The 16,497-nt window shown below is 39.7% G+C and carries 15 protein-coding genes and 1 pseudogene; 11 read left to right on the top strand and 5 right to left on the bottom strand.

From position 1 onward, the window contains the following. The first annotated feature begins 667 nt into the window (after nt 1-667). The 3 genes from G4P69_RS01185 to G4P69_RS01195 all read left to right on the top strand — a co-directional run bounded on the left by G4P69_RS01185 (nt 668) and on the right by G4P69_RS01195 (nt 2,538). Complete coding sequence (locus G4P69_RS01185; protein WP_208341437.1) at nt 668-970, top strand: type II toxin-antitoxin system HigB family toxin; 303 nt, start codon at nt 668-670, stop codon at nt 968-970. Continuing rightward, the gene (locus tag G4P69_RS01190; RefSeq protein WP_208341436.1) at nt 954-1,358 is read left to right on the top strand and encodes a helix-turn-helix domain-containing protein; all 405 of its coding nucleotides are present in this window, start codon (nt 954-956) and stop codon (nt 1,356-1,358) included. Before G4P69_RS01185 ends, G4P69_RS01190 begins: the two co-directional genes overlap by 17 nt. Nucleotides 1,359-1,851: 493 nt before the next feature. Beyond that, a complete protein-coding gene (locus G4P69_RS01195; RefSeq protein ID WP_208341435.1) occupies nt 1,852-2,538 on the top strand; it encodes a Uma2 family endonuclease in 687 nt (228 codons plus the stop codon). 182 nt (nt 2,539-2,720) lie between these two features. Here the strand turns inward: G4P69_RS01195 and G4P69_RS01200 are convergent, their stop codons facing one another. Next, nucleotides 2,721-2,948 carry a hypothetical protein gene (locus G4P69_RS01200; protein WP_208341434.1) on the bottom strand — a complete coding sequence of 76 codons (228 nt, stop codon included), beginning with the start codon at nt 2,946-2,948 and terminating at the stop codon, nt 2,721-2,723. Between the two features lie 190 nt (nt 2,949-3,138). On the opposite strand from G4P69_RS01200, the gene G4P69_RS01205 reads away from it, so the two are divergent. From G4P69_RS01205 to G4P69_RS01220, 4 genes are all read left to right on the top strand, one after another. Next, the gene (locus G4P69_RS01205; RefSeq protein WP_208341433.1) at nt 3,139-3,432 is read left to right on the top strand and encodes a helix-turn-helix domain-containing protein; all 294 of its coding nucleotides are present in this window, start codon (nt 3,139-3,141) and stop codon (nt 3,430-3,432) included. Nucleotides 3,433-3,491: 59 nt separating this feature from the next. Then, nucleotides 3,492-3,902, top strand: coding sequence for a hypothetical protein (locus tag G4P69_RS01210; RefSeq protein WP_208341432.1), 411 nt, complete (start codon nt 3,492-3,494; stop codon nt 3,900-3,902). 193 nt (nt 3,903-4,095) lie between these two features. Then, nucleotides 4,096-4,785, top strand: a complete 690-nt coding sequence (locus tag G4P69_RS01215; RefSeq protein ID WP_243902353.1) for a hypothetical protein — start codon at nt 4,096-4,098, stop codon at nt 4,783-4,785. Between the two features lie 478 nt (nt 4,786-5,263). Further along, entirely contained in the window at nt 5,264-11,014 is a 5,751-nt protein-coding gene (locus G4P69_RS01220; protein ID WP_208341431.1) for an alpha-2-macroglobulin family protein, read from the top strand. Between the two features lie 68 nt (nt 11,015-11,082). On the opposite strand, the gene G4P69_RS01225 is transcribed toward G4P69_RS01220, so the two are convergent. The 3 genes from G4P69_RS01225 to G4P69_RS01235 are packed head-to-tail and all read right to left on the bottom strand — an operon-like array spanning nt 11,083 to nt 11,985. Further along, on the bottom strand, nt 11,083-11,472 hold the full coding sequence (locus G4P69_RS01225; protein WP_208341430.1) for a type II toxin-antitoxin system VapC family toxin: 390 nt from the start codon (nt 11,470-11,472) through the stop codon (nt 11,083-11,085). Continuing rightward, the gene (locus tag G4P69_RS01230) at nt 11,462-11,689 is read right to left on the bottom strand and encodes a hypothetical protein (RefSeq protein ID WP_208341429.1); all 228 of its coding nucleotides are present in this window, start codon (nt 11,687-11,689) and stop codon (nt 11,462-11,464) included. The genes G4P69_RS01225 and G4P69_RS01230 overlap by 11 nt, the downstream gene beginning before the upstream one ends. A gap of 2 nt (nt 11,690-11,691) precedes the next feature. Beyond that, nucleotides 11,692-11,985, bottom strand: a complete 294-nt coding sequence (locus G4P69_RS01235) for a DUF433 domain-containing protein (RefSeq protein WP_208341428.1) — start codon at nt 11,983-11,985, stop codon at nt 11,692-11,694. A gap of 61 nt (nt 11,986-12,046) precedes the next feature. On the opposite strand from G4P69_RS01235, the pseudogene G4P69_RS01240 reads away from it, so the two are divergent. The 3 genes and pseudogenes from G4P69_RS01240 to G4P69_RS01250 form a co-directional block, all read left to right on the top strand. Continuing rightward, a pseudogene (locus G4P69_RS01240) lies at nt 12,047-12,145 on the top strand (element excision factor XisI family protein); the annotation flags it as partial. A 24-nt stretch (nt 12,146-12,169) separates the two neighbouring features. Further along, nucleotides 12,170-12,589, top strand: a complete 420-nt coding sequence (locus tag G4P69_RS01245) for an element excision factor XisH family protein (protein WP_208341427.1) — start codon at nt 12,170-12,172, stop codon at nt 12,587-12,589. Then, a complete protein-coding gene (locus G4P69_RS01250) occupies nt 12,574-12,930 on the top strand; it encodes a XisI protein (protein WP_208341426.1) in 357 nt (118 codons plus the stop codon). The genes G4P69_RS01245 and G4P69_RS01250 overlap by 16 nt, the downstream gene beginning before the upstream one ends. A gap of 358 nt (nt 12,931-13,288) precedes the next feature. Here the strand turns inward: G4P69_RS01250 and G4P69_RS01255 are convergent, their stop codons facing one another. After that, the gene (locus tag G4P69_RS01255; protein WP_208341425.1) at nt 13,289-14,527 is read right to left on the bottom strand and encodes an AIM24 family protein; all 1,239 of its coding nucleotides are present in this window, start codon (nt 14,525-14,527) and stop codon (nt 13,289-13,291) included. Here G4P69_RS01255 and G4P69_RS01260 point away from each other — a divergent pair. Further along, nucleotides 14,526-15,686 carry an RRXRR domain-containing protein gene (locus G4P69_RS01260; protein WP_208341424.1) on the top strand — a complete coding sequence of 387 codons (1,161 nt, stop codon included), beginning with the start codon at nt 14,526-14,528 and terminating at the stop codon, nt 15,684-15,686. The two genes, G4P69_RS01255 and G4P69_RS01260, sit on opposite strands and share 2 nt — an antisense overlap. Nucleotides 15,687-16,497: the final 811 nt, after the last annotated feature.

Consider the following 16,497-nt stretch of genomic DNA (forward strand, 5'->3'; position numbering starts at 1 on the left):
TCTCGAGCATCTGGTAAACCTAAGTCTTCAAAAACATTTCCACAGCTAACATGAACATCATTTTGTTCAACCATTTTGTTACTCCTTCTGTTTAGCCGTTTCCTCTAAATAGTCTTTTTCCGCAATCCAACATTTATAGGGGTTTGTTGGGTTTCGCTATCGCTCTACCCAACCTACGATTCTGGCAATTTTCAATAACACACATCCACGCACACCATCAAATAAATATTGCAGTCCAATCCGGAATGCTGGAATTTGATGTTGTAGTCCTATTTAACTAAATTAAAACACTATACCGAACCACAGGCCATGCTGTTTGTTGCAGTATGGCTTTATATTTAGAAATTCCACATTAAATAATGTTTGATAAAGTCGTCTTGAAAAAGATCGGGCTATACAGGAGTCATTCGGGAAGCAATAGGTAGTGATATTGTACGATATTTTTTTCTTTCGGTAGGTGTTTGATGCCTTGATTGTCACATACCCACTATGGTTGCTTTCATGCAACTCGGCTTTTCTGCTAGGCTTCAATATAAATAAGCCAAAATGGCAGTTGACATAAACTTAGCAAAACGCTAAGTTACACATAGGGTTCACAAACCTGTTCTAGAAAGCATATACCACGGGAAAGGAATTGATATGGCTCATCAACTAATAGAAAGTCAAAATGCATATTATTTCTGTACAATCACTAAAAAAGTTTTATGGAAAGTATCCTGACGCCAAGTCTAGTTTGCTGACTTGGAGCAAATGTACAACCCTAGCTAAATGGCAAAATCTTGTTGAAGTGCGCCAAAGCTTTAATTCTGCTGACCAAGTTGGTAATCTCATTGTTTTTAACATTAAAGGTAATGACTATCGCCTTATTACTTATATTGACTTTCAAAAGAAAAAGGTATTTATTCGTAATTTCTTAACACATGCAGAGTACGACACAGACAAATGGAAAAAAGATGACTGGTTTACATAATAGACCAACTTACATTAAACTACTGCAAGAATTTCCTCCCCGACCTATTAATTCACAGGAGGAACTGCTAGCTACCCAAAGGGTAATTAATTCGCTGATTGACCGTGCTCCACTAACACCCGATGAGTCAGATTACTTAAATGTCTTAGGTACTTTAGTTTATGAATATGAGCAAACACAAGAGCCTATCCCTGATATATATGGTGTAGATCTTCTCAAGGTTTTAATGGAAGATAATGGGTTACGTCAGAAAGATTTAATACCTATATTCAAAACAGAATCTATAGTGTCCGCCATACTCAACAAGAAACGTAAGCTTACTAGCAGACACATTGAAGAATTAGCAGAGTTTTTTCATATCTCACCTGCGGCTTTCTTCCCTCTGTAGTGAGCATAGCTGCCTTATCTTAATCCAGCTCACCAAAATTTACCAAGAATCGACTGAGGGCTAGTACCGCTCCCTTGAAAGTCAAGCATTCAAAAGTCAAGCATTCAAAAGTTTTATATAGCGGTTCTCGATTGCGTGCAATACATTTGTAGGGGCGAAAGGCTTACTCTGCGAGAAGCCGGAGGCTACGCCCTTACAAAGGGGTGTATTTAATACAAATGATAACTGCTATAAATTAAGGCTTCTGGGTGTTTGAAATGGTTGCTTTATTTACGCCGTGTTGTACTAGTAAAGTTCCCGTGTTGCCTCACTTACCCCAATATACGGATACGTTAAAGTAACTGGCGTTGCAATTTAACCTGCTGAATGTGGGTTATAATATTCTGAAACGTCAGAATATTTTCTTATAAACAAAAAATGAATATCTTTATAATCCAGGAAAATAATATTAATAATAGAGAATACATATTTACAGAACATTCAGTAAAAAGCCATGAGACAACCAATAGAAAATTTAACCACATTTGATGAATTCGTAGATTTTCTACAAGCACAACCTGAAAGTATTCGCTACGAATTATACGATGGAGAGATTGTACAAATGCCTCAACCAAAAGGAAAACATGAGGAAATTGTAGGATTTTTGGTAAAAATTATAATCGGTGAATGTTTGAGACTTAAGCTTAATTATTTTGTACCGAACAAAGGACTAGTAAGACCTGAAAAGAAACAATCTGGATACTATCCGGATGTACTTTTATTAAATTTTACTAATTTAGTAAACGAACCGTATTGGGAAGATGAATCAATAGTGAGTAAATCTGAGTCGATAGTGTTTGTTATTGAAGTAGTGAGTCAGTGCGTTGCGCGGGTTCCCCGCGTTGAAGCAACTGACGAACCCGTAAGGGTCAGTACAAATTGGAGAGATGATTATCTGAAAAAGCTTGCTGATTATGATGAAATGGGAATACAAGAATACTGGATTGTAGATTATTACCCTTATGGTACTGAATTAATGATAGGTGAAGGTAAACTACCAACCATTAGTATTTATACTCGAAATGATCAAGGTAATTATCAAAATAAACAATTTAGAAGAAATGACCGTATAGAATCATTAGTATTTCCGGAATTGAATCTAACTGCACGAGAAATTTTTACAGCACAAATGAACTTTTGAACATATTCCTTATACCAATTTTCTGTGAAGCTGCACATTATTTTTACCCCTCCTAACCTCCCCTTTCCAAGGGGAGGAAAGAAGGCGGTGACATTCTTTCTATGCGTCTTCATGTAAAGATGATATTAAATCTCTGAGGGTTTATTGATGGGGTGTATGATATCCCCATCAATAAACCCTTCTTAATGTACCAAAATAGACCGGATCAAAATACTCACGACTTCCCCAGGCTTATTGGTTGGTATTGGCTGACTCCAAGCTGTTGGATCAGCATATCCCAGCATAAACAAAGCGTGGATGGTGTTAGTCACTGCTTTGGGGGAACCCACTAGCAGATGCTTGATTGTTTCCCTATTTTTCTCATCATCACTGAAGGCTGGTTCTTCGATATCTAATAGATTTTCGGTCATATATATTCAGATCACTGTTGGTTTTTGGCGATCCCGCTTTGCGGGCAGCGCTTCGCTATCGCCTTTGTTATTTCCCATCATAGCCCATTAAACGATTAAACGATCAATCAATTAATCAATTAATCGTTAAAACAACTCAATCAATAATCCACAATAGAAACAAAGTCCAAGTAGATAACAGCAGTGAATAATGAATTCTCCCGTTCCACCAAAATTCACCAAAAGAGATGATCGCAAAGCCGTGCAGCAATCTCAAGTTAAAATTCATTGTCGCTTGCAAGATTTGATTGACGCTCAAGATATGACTAGATCAGGATTGGCTCAGCTAACAGGACTAACTAATGCAGCCATAAGAGGATTATGCGATAACACCGCAAAGCGTTACGATGTTGATACTCTAGCGGTTCTATGTGATTTTTTTGGCTGTGGTATGGGTGAATTGTTTGTAGTTGTTCCTAGGGAGAAGAAGGGAAACCAAACCTAGTACCGCAAGGCGGAATTCAAAATTCAAAATTCAAAATTCAAAATTCTGTTAGGAATACAATGAATACCTCACAAACTGTCAAAGAAATCTCCACAGTAGAAATGACCAACGCTATATTGGTCGATTTGCAGAAACTCTCCTCTTACTCTGGAGAACCTATGGCAGCAGTCTATGTAGATAACCTAATGCGTACCATGCGTATTATGCGTGATAAATACACTGCTGACCCATTAACAGAAGTGGTAATGGCACTGCATGATGCACTTGCATATTCTAACCGCTGGATTGATTATACCGCGACTCAGTACCAAGGAGCTTATGATTTACTTGCATCCCTGCTCACTCTTGTTTCAATCACCAATTTGGAAGTAGAGTCAGCAATTTTAACTTTAGAAGACTTAGGCTTTGATACATTACCATTTGGGGTGCAACTTGACGACAACCAACATGGTAATTTAGACGAGGAATAACACGCGCATGGAGGGTAAATCTGGACGACAACACTTTTTAGACACCTCAGTTGCACGCTCAAAGTTACTTGGTACGCAAACCTACAAACAATACTTTCAATCTCTATTTGGCGACGAGCCGCTTTATATCTCCAATTACGTTCAGATGTAGATAAAGCGCAGTTACCTAATTAATCTTATCTCGTTCTACTTTGTGTTGCGCCTAGAAACTATCAACAATATTGGAGATGCGATCGCTTTGTGGAGCAATAGATTTAAAACTAGCGAACTCAAAGCTATTTTACAGCTTATACCCCAACTTTTCAGCACGCACAAACTTAATTTTAGCAGTCCCCAAGATAAAGAACTTGCTCTTTCTATTTTGGGAATTTATATCAAACGTTTTGAACTAATTCTAAGAAGAAAGTTTAATAATACCAATATTGATTCAACTGCCTGTGCTCGCGCTATTGTACCGCTTAACATTGATTTAAAAAATCCTGTCTTAGGATTAAAGCAGTTTGCCGACGAATTTGGTGATGTAAAAACTTGTCACAGCAAGTGTCAAATTGACCAGTTTCTTTTAGCACAATACCGTGACGAAATTGAGCGAATAGTTCAAATTGCCACCCAACTACCCAAAAATACAAATACTAGAGGATTTATCAATATTGCCAATAACCTCAAAGAAATATTAGCAACTGGAGCAGCAGCCTGCAATTGCAAGCGCTGTGAAAAGATTGGGGATGCGGTGATTGCTTTAGACACACCCCGCAACATGCAGCTAGAACATACTGATAATTCCTTTGACTATTTATGTCCCGCGATTAATCAACCTCATTACAAACATCCTTCAGAAAATCAGATAGTGATGAATTTATCGATTGAGGACAGCGAGTCATAGTAGAGGGTAGTTTGCTGAACTAGGAACCTAGCAATTAAAGCTAAACATTACCATGTGTTGGTGTTAGAGTCATCGCCAGGATTCCTAAAATTTTGTCTACCTCCTTAATGAAGTAATCATTGGTGTCAATGGTGCGTTACGACTCCGTAAGAGCGCACCCTACAATACCTGGGTAATCTTTTAACCCATTTTAATGGGTTTCAGCTTTTAGCCAGGAAATTTATTTCCTGGCTCTTAACCGAGCAGTATTGGTTCCACTCGTTACACCAGGATAAATATAGTCTGGAACTGTTCAGTCTTTGTCGAGACAATTGAACAGCAATCGTGGTTACGATGCGCTGTTGTAAGCCTGACTTAACAAAACGTCGCAATTGCTGCTCCCCACGTTGATCGCAACTCATCATTTTTCGGTTGACAGAGTAATCAGAAACGAGTACAACAAGTGATACCTGGTTTATGCTGATATCAAAAGCAAGAGATGCCAACTCCCGTTAGATGCTTTCAATTTTTAATACAATCCCTGCTAATTGTCACATTGGTACTAAACATAACAGGGTGTAATTCAGTTAGTGTTTCTCCAGGTAAAGAACGGCTTCCAGCAGTTGCTCCCCTCAGTCCACCAAAGTTACCAGACTGGATTGAACAGATTAGTCCAGTAGGAGATGCTAAACCTCTCAACCAAATTCGTATCCGATTTAAAGAGGCTTTAATCCCAGTTGAAAGTCTCGACAGTCCACAACAGCAGAGTTTGTTAGAGAAATTTGAACTTGTACCACCGTTACCCGGTCAATTTCGATTTCTGACACCGCGCATGGTAGGATTTGAAGCGCAAAAGGCACTACCAAACGCTACACGATTTCGAGTCACTCTCAAAGCAGGTTTAGGAGATTTAAAAAATCATCGTCTTTTACATAATTTGGCGTGGACTTTTAATACTGAATCTATCAAGTTAACGCATTTACCAGGCAAGAATCCAGTTGAAGATTCTGAGACTGAACCAATTGATATACAGCAAAATTTGCAATTTACATCAAATGTAGAACTAGATTTAGCTTCAGTACAAGACCATGTACAGCTAATTCAACAAAGTAAAAAGAAAGGCGTACAATTCAAAGTTGATTTAGCAAAAGAAGAAGAGCCGAAAAAACCAGAAGATCCTCTAGAAAAGTTTGATCCATCAAAACGGAATTGGATTTATAATTTAACACCGCAACAAAGCTTAGAAAAAGCAACCAATTATCGCTTAGAATTTGCTCCTGGAATACTCCCAGCTTATGGGAACTTATCTACTACTCAAGCTTTTAATAGTAAAGTCACAACTTACTCGCCTCTAAAATTTAAAGAAATTACATATTATGGACAGCCAGATGCTAACGGAACCTATGGGCGATTTGTTAAAGGCAGTCCTCAGCTAGAATTTAATAATAACTTAGTAGCAGACTCAGCTATTGAAAATATTAAGATAAATCCGCAACCAAAGTCAATTTCTCGGCTTTTACAAATTAATGATAAAGATAAATTTGTTAGCATCAACCCTTATGCGTTAGAACCAAAGACTACTTATACAATCACTATCGACGAAAATCTCAAAGATCAGTTTGGACAAACTTTGGGTAAGCCTGTAAAAGTTAAGTATGAAACAGGAGATTTGGCTGGTAATATCTGGACTCCTGATAGTTTGAATATTTTCCCTGCTGGTAAAGATCTACGGTTAAATATTTCTGTGGTAAACTTACCAGAATCTAAGTACAAAGCAGCTTATCGAGTTGTTCAACCAACAGATTTAGTTTATTTTGAGTCTGCTGTGCCTAAAGGAAATGGTAATGATTTACTACCTAACCCTACTCAATGGCAAAGCTTCAAAGTATCTGCGAAGAAAAACCAATCAGTTGACGTTACTGTGCCTTTACGACAGAAAATTGGTGCTAGTACTGGAATGTTAGCTTACGGAGTGCAGGCGCGCACTAATACTTATGAAGAAGATGGTAAGCAACTGTGGCAAGAACCTATAACTTACGGTATGGTTCAACTGACCAATTTAGGTGTGTTTACACAGTGGTTTCCTGAGTCAGGTTTAATTCGAGTACATCATCTTACAGATGGTTCTCCAGTTAACGCTGCTAGTATCGAAATCTACGAGTCAAAATTAGAAGAAAAATTCCCTACTCAGGTTGTACCTTGTGCATCTGGTAAAACTGATGAAGGTGGTACTTTCAGAGTTAGTAATGAAAATTTAAAGCAATGTTTTGCTGGAAATAAAAGCTTTGTAAAAGAACCTAAGTTATTAGTCATTGCACGAGAAAATAAAGATTGGGCTTTTACTCGTACTGACGAATATAGCGGTTCTTACGGTTACGGGATTGATGCAGATTGGGCAAATGGTAAGCCAAAATCACGTGGGGTTATTGTCTCTGATAGACGACTGTATCAACCAGGGGAAAAGGCTAGCTTTACTGGCTTTGCTGATTACTTACAGAATGGAACTATCCAGCAGGATAAAAATTCTAGTTATCAATTAACTCTTGAAAGTCCTGATGGGAAAAAGACCGAGTTAGGTACACAAGTCACAAATGAATTTGGTACGTTTTCTTTAGAATTACCAATTAAAAGTAATCAACAATTAGGTTACTATACAATCAAAGCTAAGGGGAAGAATCAACAAGAAATTTCTGGTGAGTTTCGCGTGGCTGAGTTTAAGGCGCCTAATTTTAAGGTGGAACTCTCTTTAGATAAAGAGTTTGCGTTGATTGATGATAAAGTAGAGGCTAAAGCTACTAGCCGTTATCTATTTGGTTCTCCTGTAGAAGGAGGAAAAGCTCAATATTTTGTAACTCGCCAGCCGGTTCATTTTGTTCCTAAAGGTTGGGAAGCGTTTACTTTTGGTAGACAATGGTTTTTCCCCGAAGAAACTCCTTCTGTACCTAGCGATGTTTTACAAGCTAAGGCAAAACTCGATGCTGAGGGTAAAAGTGGTCAAACGGTAAACGTAAGTAAGGATTTACTTTACCCGATGACTTACCGGGTGGATGTTCAAGTTGCAGATGTTTCTAATTTGTCTGTCACAAATTCCCAGACTTTTACAGCGTTACCTAGCGATCGCCTAATCGGTCTAAAAAGCAATTTCGTAGCAGAAGCAGGTAAACCTTTTCCCGTAGAAGTGATTCTTACTGATCCTAAAGGAAAAGTCATCACCGGTCAACAAGTCCGTCTGGAACTCCAACAGATGAAATATAGCAGCGTCACTCAGGTAGTAGAAGGAAGTCAGACGCAAAAAAATCAAGTTGAATACAAAACGGTGGGACAAACAGAAGTAAATTCTGCAAGCAATCCTCAATCTGTAATGCTGACGCCACCTGAATCTGGTTCTTATCGGATTAGAGCTAATTTCGGCGATAATAACGTCTTGACAGCGTCAGATTTGCAAATTTGGGTAACTGGGGACAATGCAGTTAGTTGGAGTTCAGCAGAAAAAGACCGCCTAGAAGTTAAACTAGAAAAAACAACTTTTAAACCTGGTGAAACTGCGAGTGCACTGATTCAATCGCCTTATCCAGAAGGAGAATTGTACTTTGCTGTTGTTAAAGATAAACCTCTTTATCAACAGATAGTCAAAGTGAAGGGAGGCGCACCGCAAATTCAGTTCCAAGTTACACCAGAAATGTTACCAAATGCTGCGCTACAAGCTGTTTTGGTACGACAGGGTAAACCTCTCAATCAAGTAGAACCGGCAAGTATAGACAATCTGGTAAAAATTGGTTTTGTTCCGTTTAAAGTCAATTTGGAAGATAAATATTTAAAAGTCCAAGCCACTCCAGTACAAGCATCGTTGGAACCTGGTGCAGAACAAACGCTACAAATGGAACTAAAAGACAACCAGGGTAATCCAGTTAAAGGACAGTTAACAGTTATGGTGGTTAATGAAGCGGTGTTACAGCTTTCTGGGTATCGTCCACCAGATCTGGTTAACACGGTTTACGCTGAACAGCCTATCTCTACACGCTTTAGTGATAACCGTCGAGATGTTGTGCTGGAACAACAAACTGTAACTAAACCTAAAGGTTGGGGTTATGGTGGTGGGTTTTCATCTGGTGCAGCAAGTACCCGTATTCGCAAGAATTTTCAGGCTTTAGCTTACTACAATGGTTCTATCCTTACTGATGATACAGGTAAGGCACAAGTTAGTTTTAAACTACCTGATGATTTAACCACATGGCGGGTGATGGCGATCGCGACTGATGGAAATCTGCGCTTTGGTAACTCAGAAGCAACGTTTATCACGACAAAGCCATTGGTGACTAATGCTATATTGCCCCAGTTTGCTCGTGTTGGCGATCGCATCCTCGGTGGCTTATCTATAACCAATAGCACTAATCAAACAGGAACTCTGACAATCAACGGAGAACTAGATAATAACGTAAAATTTGCTGAAAATAACCCCAAAACCGTCACCTTAGAAACGAAAGCAGAGTCAGCAACTCATGCTTATCGTTTTCCAATGCTAGCTAGTAGTGCGGGAGTCAGTAAAATTCGGTTTACGACTCAACTGAATCATACAACAGCAGATGCTTTTGAAATTCCTTTAGAAATTAACAAGCCAGAAATTACAGAACAAGTCGTTGAAGCCGGTATCACTGCAAATCAGGTGAAAATTCCTCTCAACGTGGATAAAAACACAGCTTCTGAAGGGGGAGGATTAGATGTTCAACTAGCAAGTACCTTGATTCCAGAACTGAAAGCACCAGCACAGCAGATTTTTGAGAATAATGATTTGCCTTTCACAGAGCCTACCGCAAGTCAGTTAATCATTGCTAGTAATCTACAAACTCTGTCTGAAAAATACAATCAGATATTCGCACAATTTGATCCCAACAAACAAGCAACCCAAGCAATTGAACGATTAGGAAAACTCCAACTAGCAGATGGTGGGTTTGCTGCTTTTCCTAGACAACAAAAGTCTGATCCTTGGGTTTCTTCTTATGTAGCTGAGTCTCTAGCTAGAACTAGTCGAACATTCCCTAATTTGGTTGATCCTGGGATGATGTCTCGTCTCAAAGGGTATTTACAGAAAGTTCTAGCAAACCCGCGACAGTATGATTATTGTAAACAGGAGTTGTGTAAAAACCAGCTTCGCCTTAACGCTTTGATAGCTTTATCGCAACTAGGTGACAAGCGCAATAGTTTTCTTCCAGATATTTATCGACAACGCGATGATTTTGATTTAGTCACTCAGATTAAACTGGTGCGGTACTTATCCCAGTTTCCGCAATGGCTTGGGGAATCTAAACGATTGTTGAGCCAATTACAACAATCTATATATGATACTGGTCGTACAGCAGTTGTTAGTCTACCCCGTAGTTGGGAATGGATGAGTTCACCAACCGTAGCACAAGCACAAGCTTTACGGTTATTTATTGCTCAAAACGGTAAACCAGAATTTATAGATGAGTTATTGCAAAGTCTGCTAGTCCTGCGGCGTAATGGAACGTGGGAGACTAGTTATGATAATGCTCAAGCTTTAACAGCTTTAGTAGAATACGCCAAGCTACAACCCACACCGCCCAATTTTGTTGCCAAAGTACAATTAGCTGGTAAGAAGTTGGCAGAGAAACGATTTGAAGGGTACCGCGATCCTAGTTTACAAGTTAATGTACCAATGAGTGAGTTACCCCGTGGTCGTCATGATTTGGTGCTGCAAAAATCAGGTAAAGGAACGCTACACTATTTAGCTGCTTATCGCTATCGCTTACAGGGAAATCAACCAGGTAGGTTTAACGGTTTACGAGTTGCAAGAGAAATTCGCCGAGTTGGTGAAGAACAAGTTCTGCAAAAGATAGGGCTGTATAGTTTTGATAAACCATTATCTTTACAAAGTGGGCAGGTATTTGATATTGGTTTGGAGATTATTGCTGATCATCCTGTGGAACATGTAGTGATTAGCGATCCCTTACCAGCAGGATTTGAAGCAGTAGACGCGAGTTTCCAAACAACGACAGCTGCATTACAGGCTATAGCAGATAGTTGGGAGCTTGGGTTTAAGACAATTTATCGCGATCGCGTCGTTGCTTATAGCGATCACTTAGATCCAGGAGTTTACAGCCTTCATTATCTAGTGCGTTCTGTGACTCCAGGCACATTTGCTTGGCCAGGTTCACAAGTTCACTTACAATATTCACCAGAAGAATTTGGGCGATCGGCTGATTCTACCGTGATAGTTGATGAGAATTCATGAGCTAAGTACATCAATCCGTAGCGTTTTGGTTCGAAGTTGCAGGTTTAGCAAACCCTATTTAAGCATCTTCACCAAGCCTCTGTTTGTAAGTTTTCAACTTCTTGAAAATGAGCATCCCGCGTCACAAGAATTAAGTTATACTGAATTGCAATAGATGCAATCCAAATGTCATTCTCAGGTAGTGGACGACCTTTCAGACGTAATCCATTCTTAACTTTACCGTACTGACGAGCAGTTTCTACATCACATCCAATAACCGTATTTCTGGCAATAAATTCTTCAATACGTTCTATATTATTTTGAGATCGCCCCGATTTTCTTGCTCCATAAAATAATTCAGCAATAGCGACACTTGGAATAAAAATTTCATTTGCATTTCCCAGCTGATTATTCACCTCTTTATCATTTGCAAATATCGCGATAATAATATTAGTATCAAGTAGATATCTACCACTCATCTATATCTACCTGCTCGCATCCTTGTTCAATTGCTCTACTCATTAGCAGGATATCATCTGGCGGTATTGTACCTGCAAAATTTAATAATTCCCTACCTGGAACACCATGAATTTGCGAACCTACTAGAGTTCGGGCAAACTCTAGCACTTGATATTGTAAGTTTTCAGGCATAACTTTTAATTCTTCAATTAGCTGCTCTAGAATCAGCGTATCCATATTTATATCTCCTTCAAAGTTTTATTTAGTAAAGCTAATCTCTCATATTCCGCCTGTTCTTCGACTAAATCTGTATCAATTTCTTCTCGATTTGCGTGATAGTAAGTTAGTGCTGCATAAACCTGTAGGATTGTTAAATGATTCTTATCAGCAGTAATTTCTTCTGCGCTGTAACCTTGCTTGTACAAAGCTGCTATTCGACAGACAGATGTACCTGTTCCCGCAATAACGGGACGACCACCTTGTAGCCGCGGGTCTCTAGTAATCAGGGTACTAATATCAGTAATAGTTGCCAAAGCTTTTCTCCATACATATTTCTAATTAGCCATAACTACTATTATGCAACATTAAGGTTGGGCTGAAGAATTGGTCATGATGGGAGTACCACGAGAGGATATCGTTTTAGGTCTGCAAGCTCCCTACAAGCGTCAGTATACGGATTATGGTGTAGCGTAATATCTTAGAAGTTAGGATTTTTCTGTGCCAGCAAAAGATATTTACCACAATACTGTGAAATGTGCCTTGCAGAAAGATGGTTGGACAATTACCCATGATCCCTTTCCATTGCAAATAGGCAAAAAGCGCCTATCTGCTGATTTGGGTGCAGAACGTCTAGTCAGTGCTGAAAAAGAAACTCGAAGAATTGTTGTTGAAGTAAAGAGTTTTGTCGGACAATCTGATGTAAAAGATTTGGAGCAAGCATTGGGACAGTATGTCCTGTATCAGCAAATCTTGAATGAAATGGGGAGTGAACGCGAACTTTATCTTGCCGTTTCTCAACTAACGTTTAACAGCGTGTTTAGCATAGAATTGGGGCAAGTGTTGCTCAAAAACCGAGTTATCAAGCTAGTCGTTTTTGATGATATAAGTGAGGTTATCGCGCAATGGATACCCGATTAAAATACCAAGACATTATTAAAAGCGTACTCCAAAATCATGCTGACTATCGAACTGCACTACCGGATGATTACACCTCTCACATTTTATTTGATGACGAGCACGGAGAATACCTAGTTTTGGATATAGGTTGGAGTGGTGATAAATATCTCCATACCACACCGATCCATTTAAGTTTAATTGGTGACAAGATTTGGATTCAATGTGATGATTCTGAAGAAGGTGTAGCAACTGATTTGCTCGAAGCAGGAGTTCCGAAAGAAGATATAGTTCTTGGTTTTCGTCACCCTAAAGTACGGCAATATACAGGTTTTGCTGCAATCCCAAGCAACCACTCCCGCTAGGTTGTACGCTGATGCACAGCATCCTGTGTAAAATTATTGTAGTGCGGGCATCTTGCCCGCGTCCCATCCATATACAAGTTAAATACCCAATAGTACTCTACACCATATTTTTCACTAAATAAATCTTCATAAAATATTCCATTGTATAGATGACTACTAACCAGCTTAACCGCGATTCATTCTATAGGTAGTCGTATCGACTATAGAACTAGAGGTAAAGTCTATAAAGACAACATTGATATCCATAAACCCAAAACCTCTAATTTTTCTCTGAGATTAGAGGCTTTTTCTTTCAAAAAAGTAGTTCCGCAAAATCAAATTCATCTTGTGAAGATAGGGAATCAGTAACTTAAGTGTGTCAGTTATCTGGATCCAAGTTACTGCTACCTCCCACACGAGTTGCACCTTCGGGGGTTGGAGGATGGTATGTCATTGATTGTAATCCTAAGCGACCAGGCCCAATAAAACGGTTAAGCGTGAATGAAATACCACCCATAAGCACACCGATTGCTCCCATAATACCACCACTTGATTGCAGGGCGGTCACTGTTTCCATCCTTACAGATGAGTCTTTCCATAGCCATGCTCCCGGTTCTACATCCAGCATTTCTCCAGGCGCTAGATATTTTTCAAAAACGTTACCATAGCCGTGAATTAAAAGCAACCCTCCTTCTCGCTTACATTGAAAGCGATCAATGAAGAACCCGCCACTACGGCTAAACAAAAGATTTACGAGTCCTCGTTGGAAAAAGAACGTATACTCAACATTACTAGTAGCTAATAAAAACTGATGTTCTCGTACATCCACGGTTTGTCCACGGTCTAATGTCAATGCTACAATCTGTCCAGGAGCCTCGCGAGAGAAGGCAATATTTCCTGGTCCATGTGCTTCGCTAATAAAAATTTGCAATCCAGCAAAGTACCGCTTCATGGCTCCTTTTAAACCCTTCATCCCTAAGCGAACATTAGGCTGCTTCCATAAAAGGATGTGATGTTCAAAGTAAACTGATTGTTGTTGCCCTAACTCTACATCGACTATGGGCACTACTTCTCCTTCAATTCTTAGTGATAAGTCACCAGAACGAAGGATTCCTTGAGGATTTCTCAATTCAGGGATCGGTTCGCCACTAAAGCCAGGCATTGGAGTGCCCATCTGCTGATACTCTTTAGGATTTACACCGTTGTCGTTAATAGGAGTTCCACAAGCACTACAGAACTTATCACCACGGTTAAGTTGATGATTGCAATATGAACATTGATTTGTCATTGCTGTGACGCTAACTGCTAAATTTGTGATACTCTCTATTTCTAGCGAAATTCGAGTACAACGTTCGTCAACTACCGACACTTCCCTTCTCCTGCGGAGACGCGCAAGGGACGGGTAAGTGTGGGCTTGCAAAACACCTAGTAAGCGGCTAGGCTCACGGTATGCGACGTAAGAGTTGGTTAGGGCGACGAGATTTGGTAGGGTTACACGTACAAATATTTCCCTAGTTTGTACCACTGTACTGCCCGGTCGTGAACGGGAGACAAGCCTACCAAATTGCCCGAAGGGACGAGCTAAAAGTTCAAATACAATTCGTTGGATTATCTCCATGAATCAAGCAACAAGATTACCAGTAGTAGACGAGCGTGGAAAGCCGCTAATGCCCACAACACCAGCTAGGGCAAGGAAGTGGATAGAGTCAGGCAAAGCTGCTTGTAAACGTAATAAGTTGGGTGTGTTCTACGTGCAGCTTAAACAAAAGCCATCTGGTTACAAAACACAACCAATAGTTGCAGGAACAGATAGAGGAAAAGCCTTTACGGGTATTGCATTTCAAACCAAGCTAGCAACCATTGCATTATTCCATGCTTGTTTGCCTGGGTTCTATAAATCCAAAAACCTGGGTAAAAAGAATCAAACTTTAGATCGTCAATCTGTAACAGGAAAGATGGATAAGAGATCCGAGTTAAGACGCACTCGTCGCTCTTCAAGAATAGACCGTTCTAAACTTTTTAAATTGCGCAATCACAGAGAAAAACGGTTCAATAATAGACGGAAAAAGAAACTTCCTCCAAGTATTTTATCTAACCGACTAATGGAACTAAGAATTCTTCGGGAAATGGCTTTAATCTTGCCAATTTCAGAAATTAGGGATGAAGCTTGTGGGGGTAGCACCAAGAAAAATGGCAAAGGAATTTCACCTGTAACTGTTGGTCAAGAATGGTTTAGAACACAATGCGACATAATTGCACTTCTCGTAGAGGTTGATTCATTGGATACAGGAAAATACCTTGACCGCCTAGGACTTGTCAAAGATAAAAACAATAAATCAAGACAGACTCCAGAAACTCATGCAAACGATGCAATAGCGCTTGCAAGCAGCGCGTTCATAGAATACAAAGCTTTTGTTACTGCCAAGACTCACGGACACGAGTGGGCTGGGGAATGCAAAGTAACACCAGCGCCGTTCATTGTGTTGACTCGCCCTAAGCTGTTTCGACGTAAATTGCACCAAGAAAATTACTCCAAGGGTGGAATTCTTAAGCGCCTTGGTGGAACGGTTACACCCTTTGGGTTCCGCTCTGGTGATTATGTCGAGGTTTCCCAAAAAAGTGGAATTGTACGTGGTTGGATTGGCGGCTTTACCAGTACCACCAAAACAAAGAATGTTTCAGTTTATGACCACAACTGGTCACGGGTTGGGCAGTTTGACCCTAGAAACGTCCGGTTACTTCAAAGGAGTTCTAAGCTATGTGTTTCCCGCTCTTGAGATAGGGAATTGTGTCGCTATCCCTCTCATAACTTTAACTGCGTTAAAGATGCAGTCGGAGGATGCGACACAATTCCCCCGCCATTCCTCCCGACCACTGATTCTGAGTACAGAATTCAGTGGGGGACTCCTGACGGGTTAGTTGAGTTGTTGGTGGTTTCAGTTCTGGTAAGGTCTATTAACATTACATTCTTTAGTCCAACATCGTTGTAGTAGTTGGACTCTGTAATAATACGCGAAACGACGAGGATTCAATATCGGCTTAATATAGGGAGTAAAAACTGGTTGGTTTAGATATTGCCAAAGAGGAAACTTAATTTTGTTATGTTTTAGAGTCATACAAAAATGAATACACAATTAAATTGTGTAATTAAACCTTGGATAGTTTTTATACAAAAAATCTACTATATCTAGTTAAACTATACACAGTATATATGCAAGCGTCTTAGGGAAAATTACTGAACATTCTGTAAATTTAAGAGGGAGCAGCCCCTTTGGGGAAGTCAAAAGGAGCCAGTGCGTTGGACGGGTTTCGCGGCTTAAAGCACCTGGCGTTCAAAAGTCAAAAGTCAAAAGTTACGGAGCAGGGGAGAGGATGCCCGCTTCGGTAGGTAAAAAATTAGGGATCTTTCCTGCTGCCACTGCCGTCTTTTTTAGAAAATTGGGATGTTCCTTAGCTAGAGCAAACGCGTGTGGATAAATGCCAACAATACTCAAAGCATTTGCCTGAGAGCATGATTGCCTGTTGTCTTTTTTCAACCATAAATATTTGCGCGTAATTATTATGTATATTTATCTTCTGTAAGTCTCT

Origin of the sequence: Aetokthonos hydrillicola CCALA 1050, assembly GCF_017591665.1 — a bacterium.
Taxonomy (GTDB): domain Bacteria; phylum Cyanobacteriota; class Cyanobacteriia; order Cyanobacteriales; family Nostocaceae; genus Aetokthonos; species Aetokthonos hydrillicola.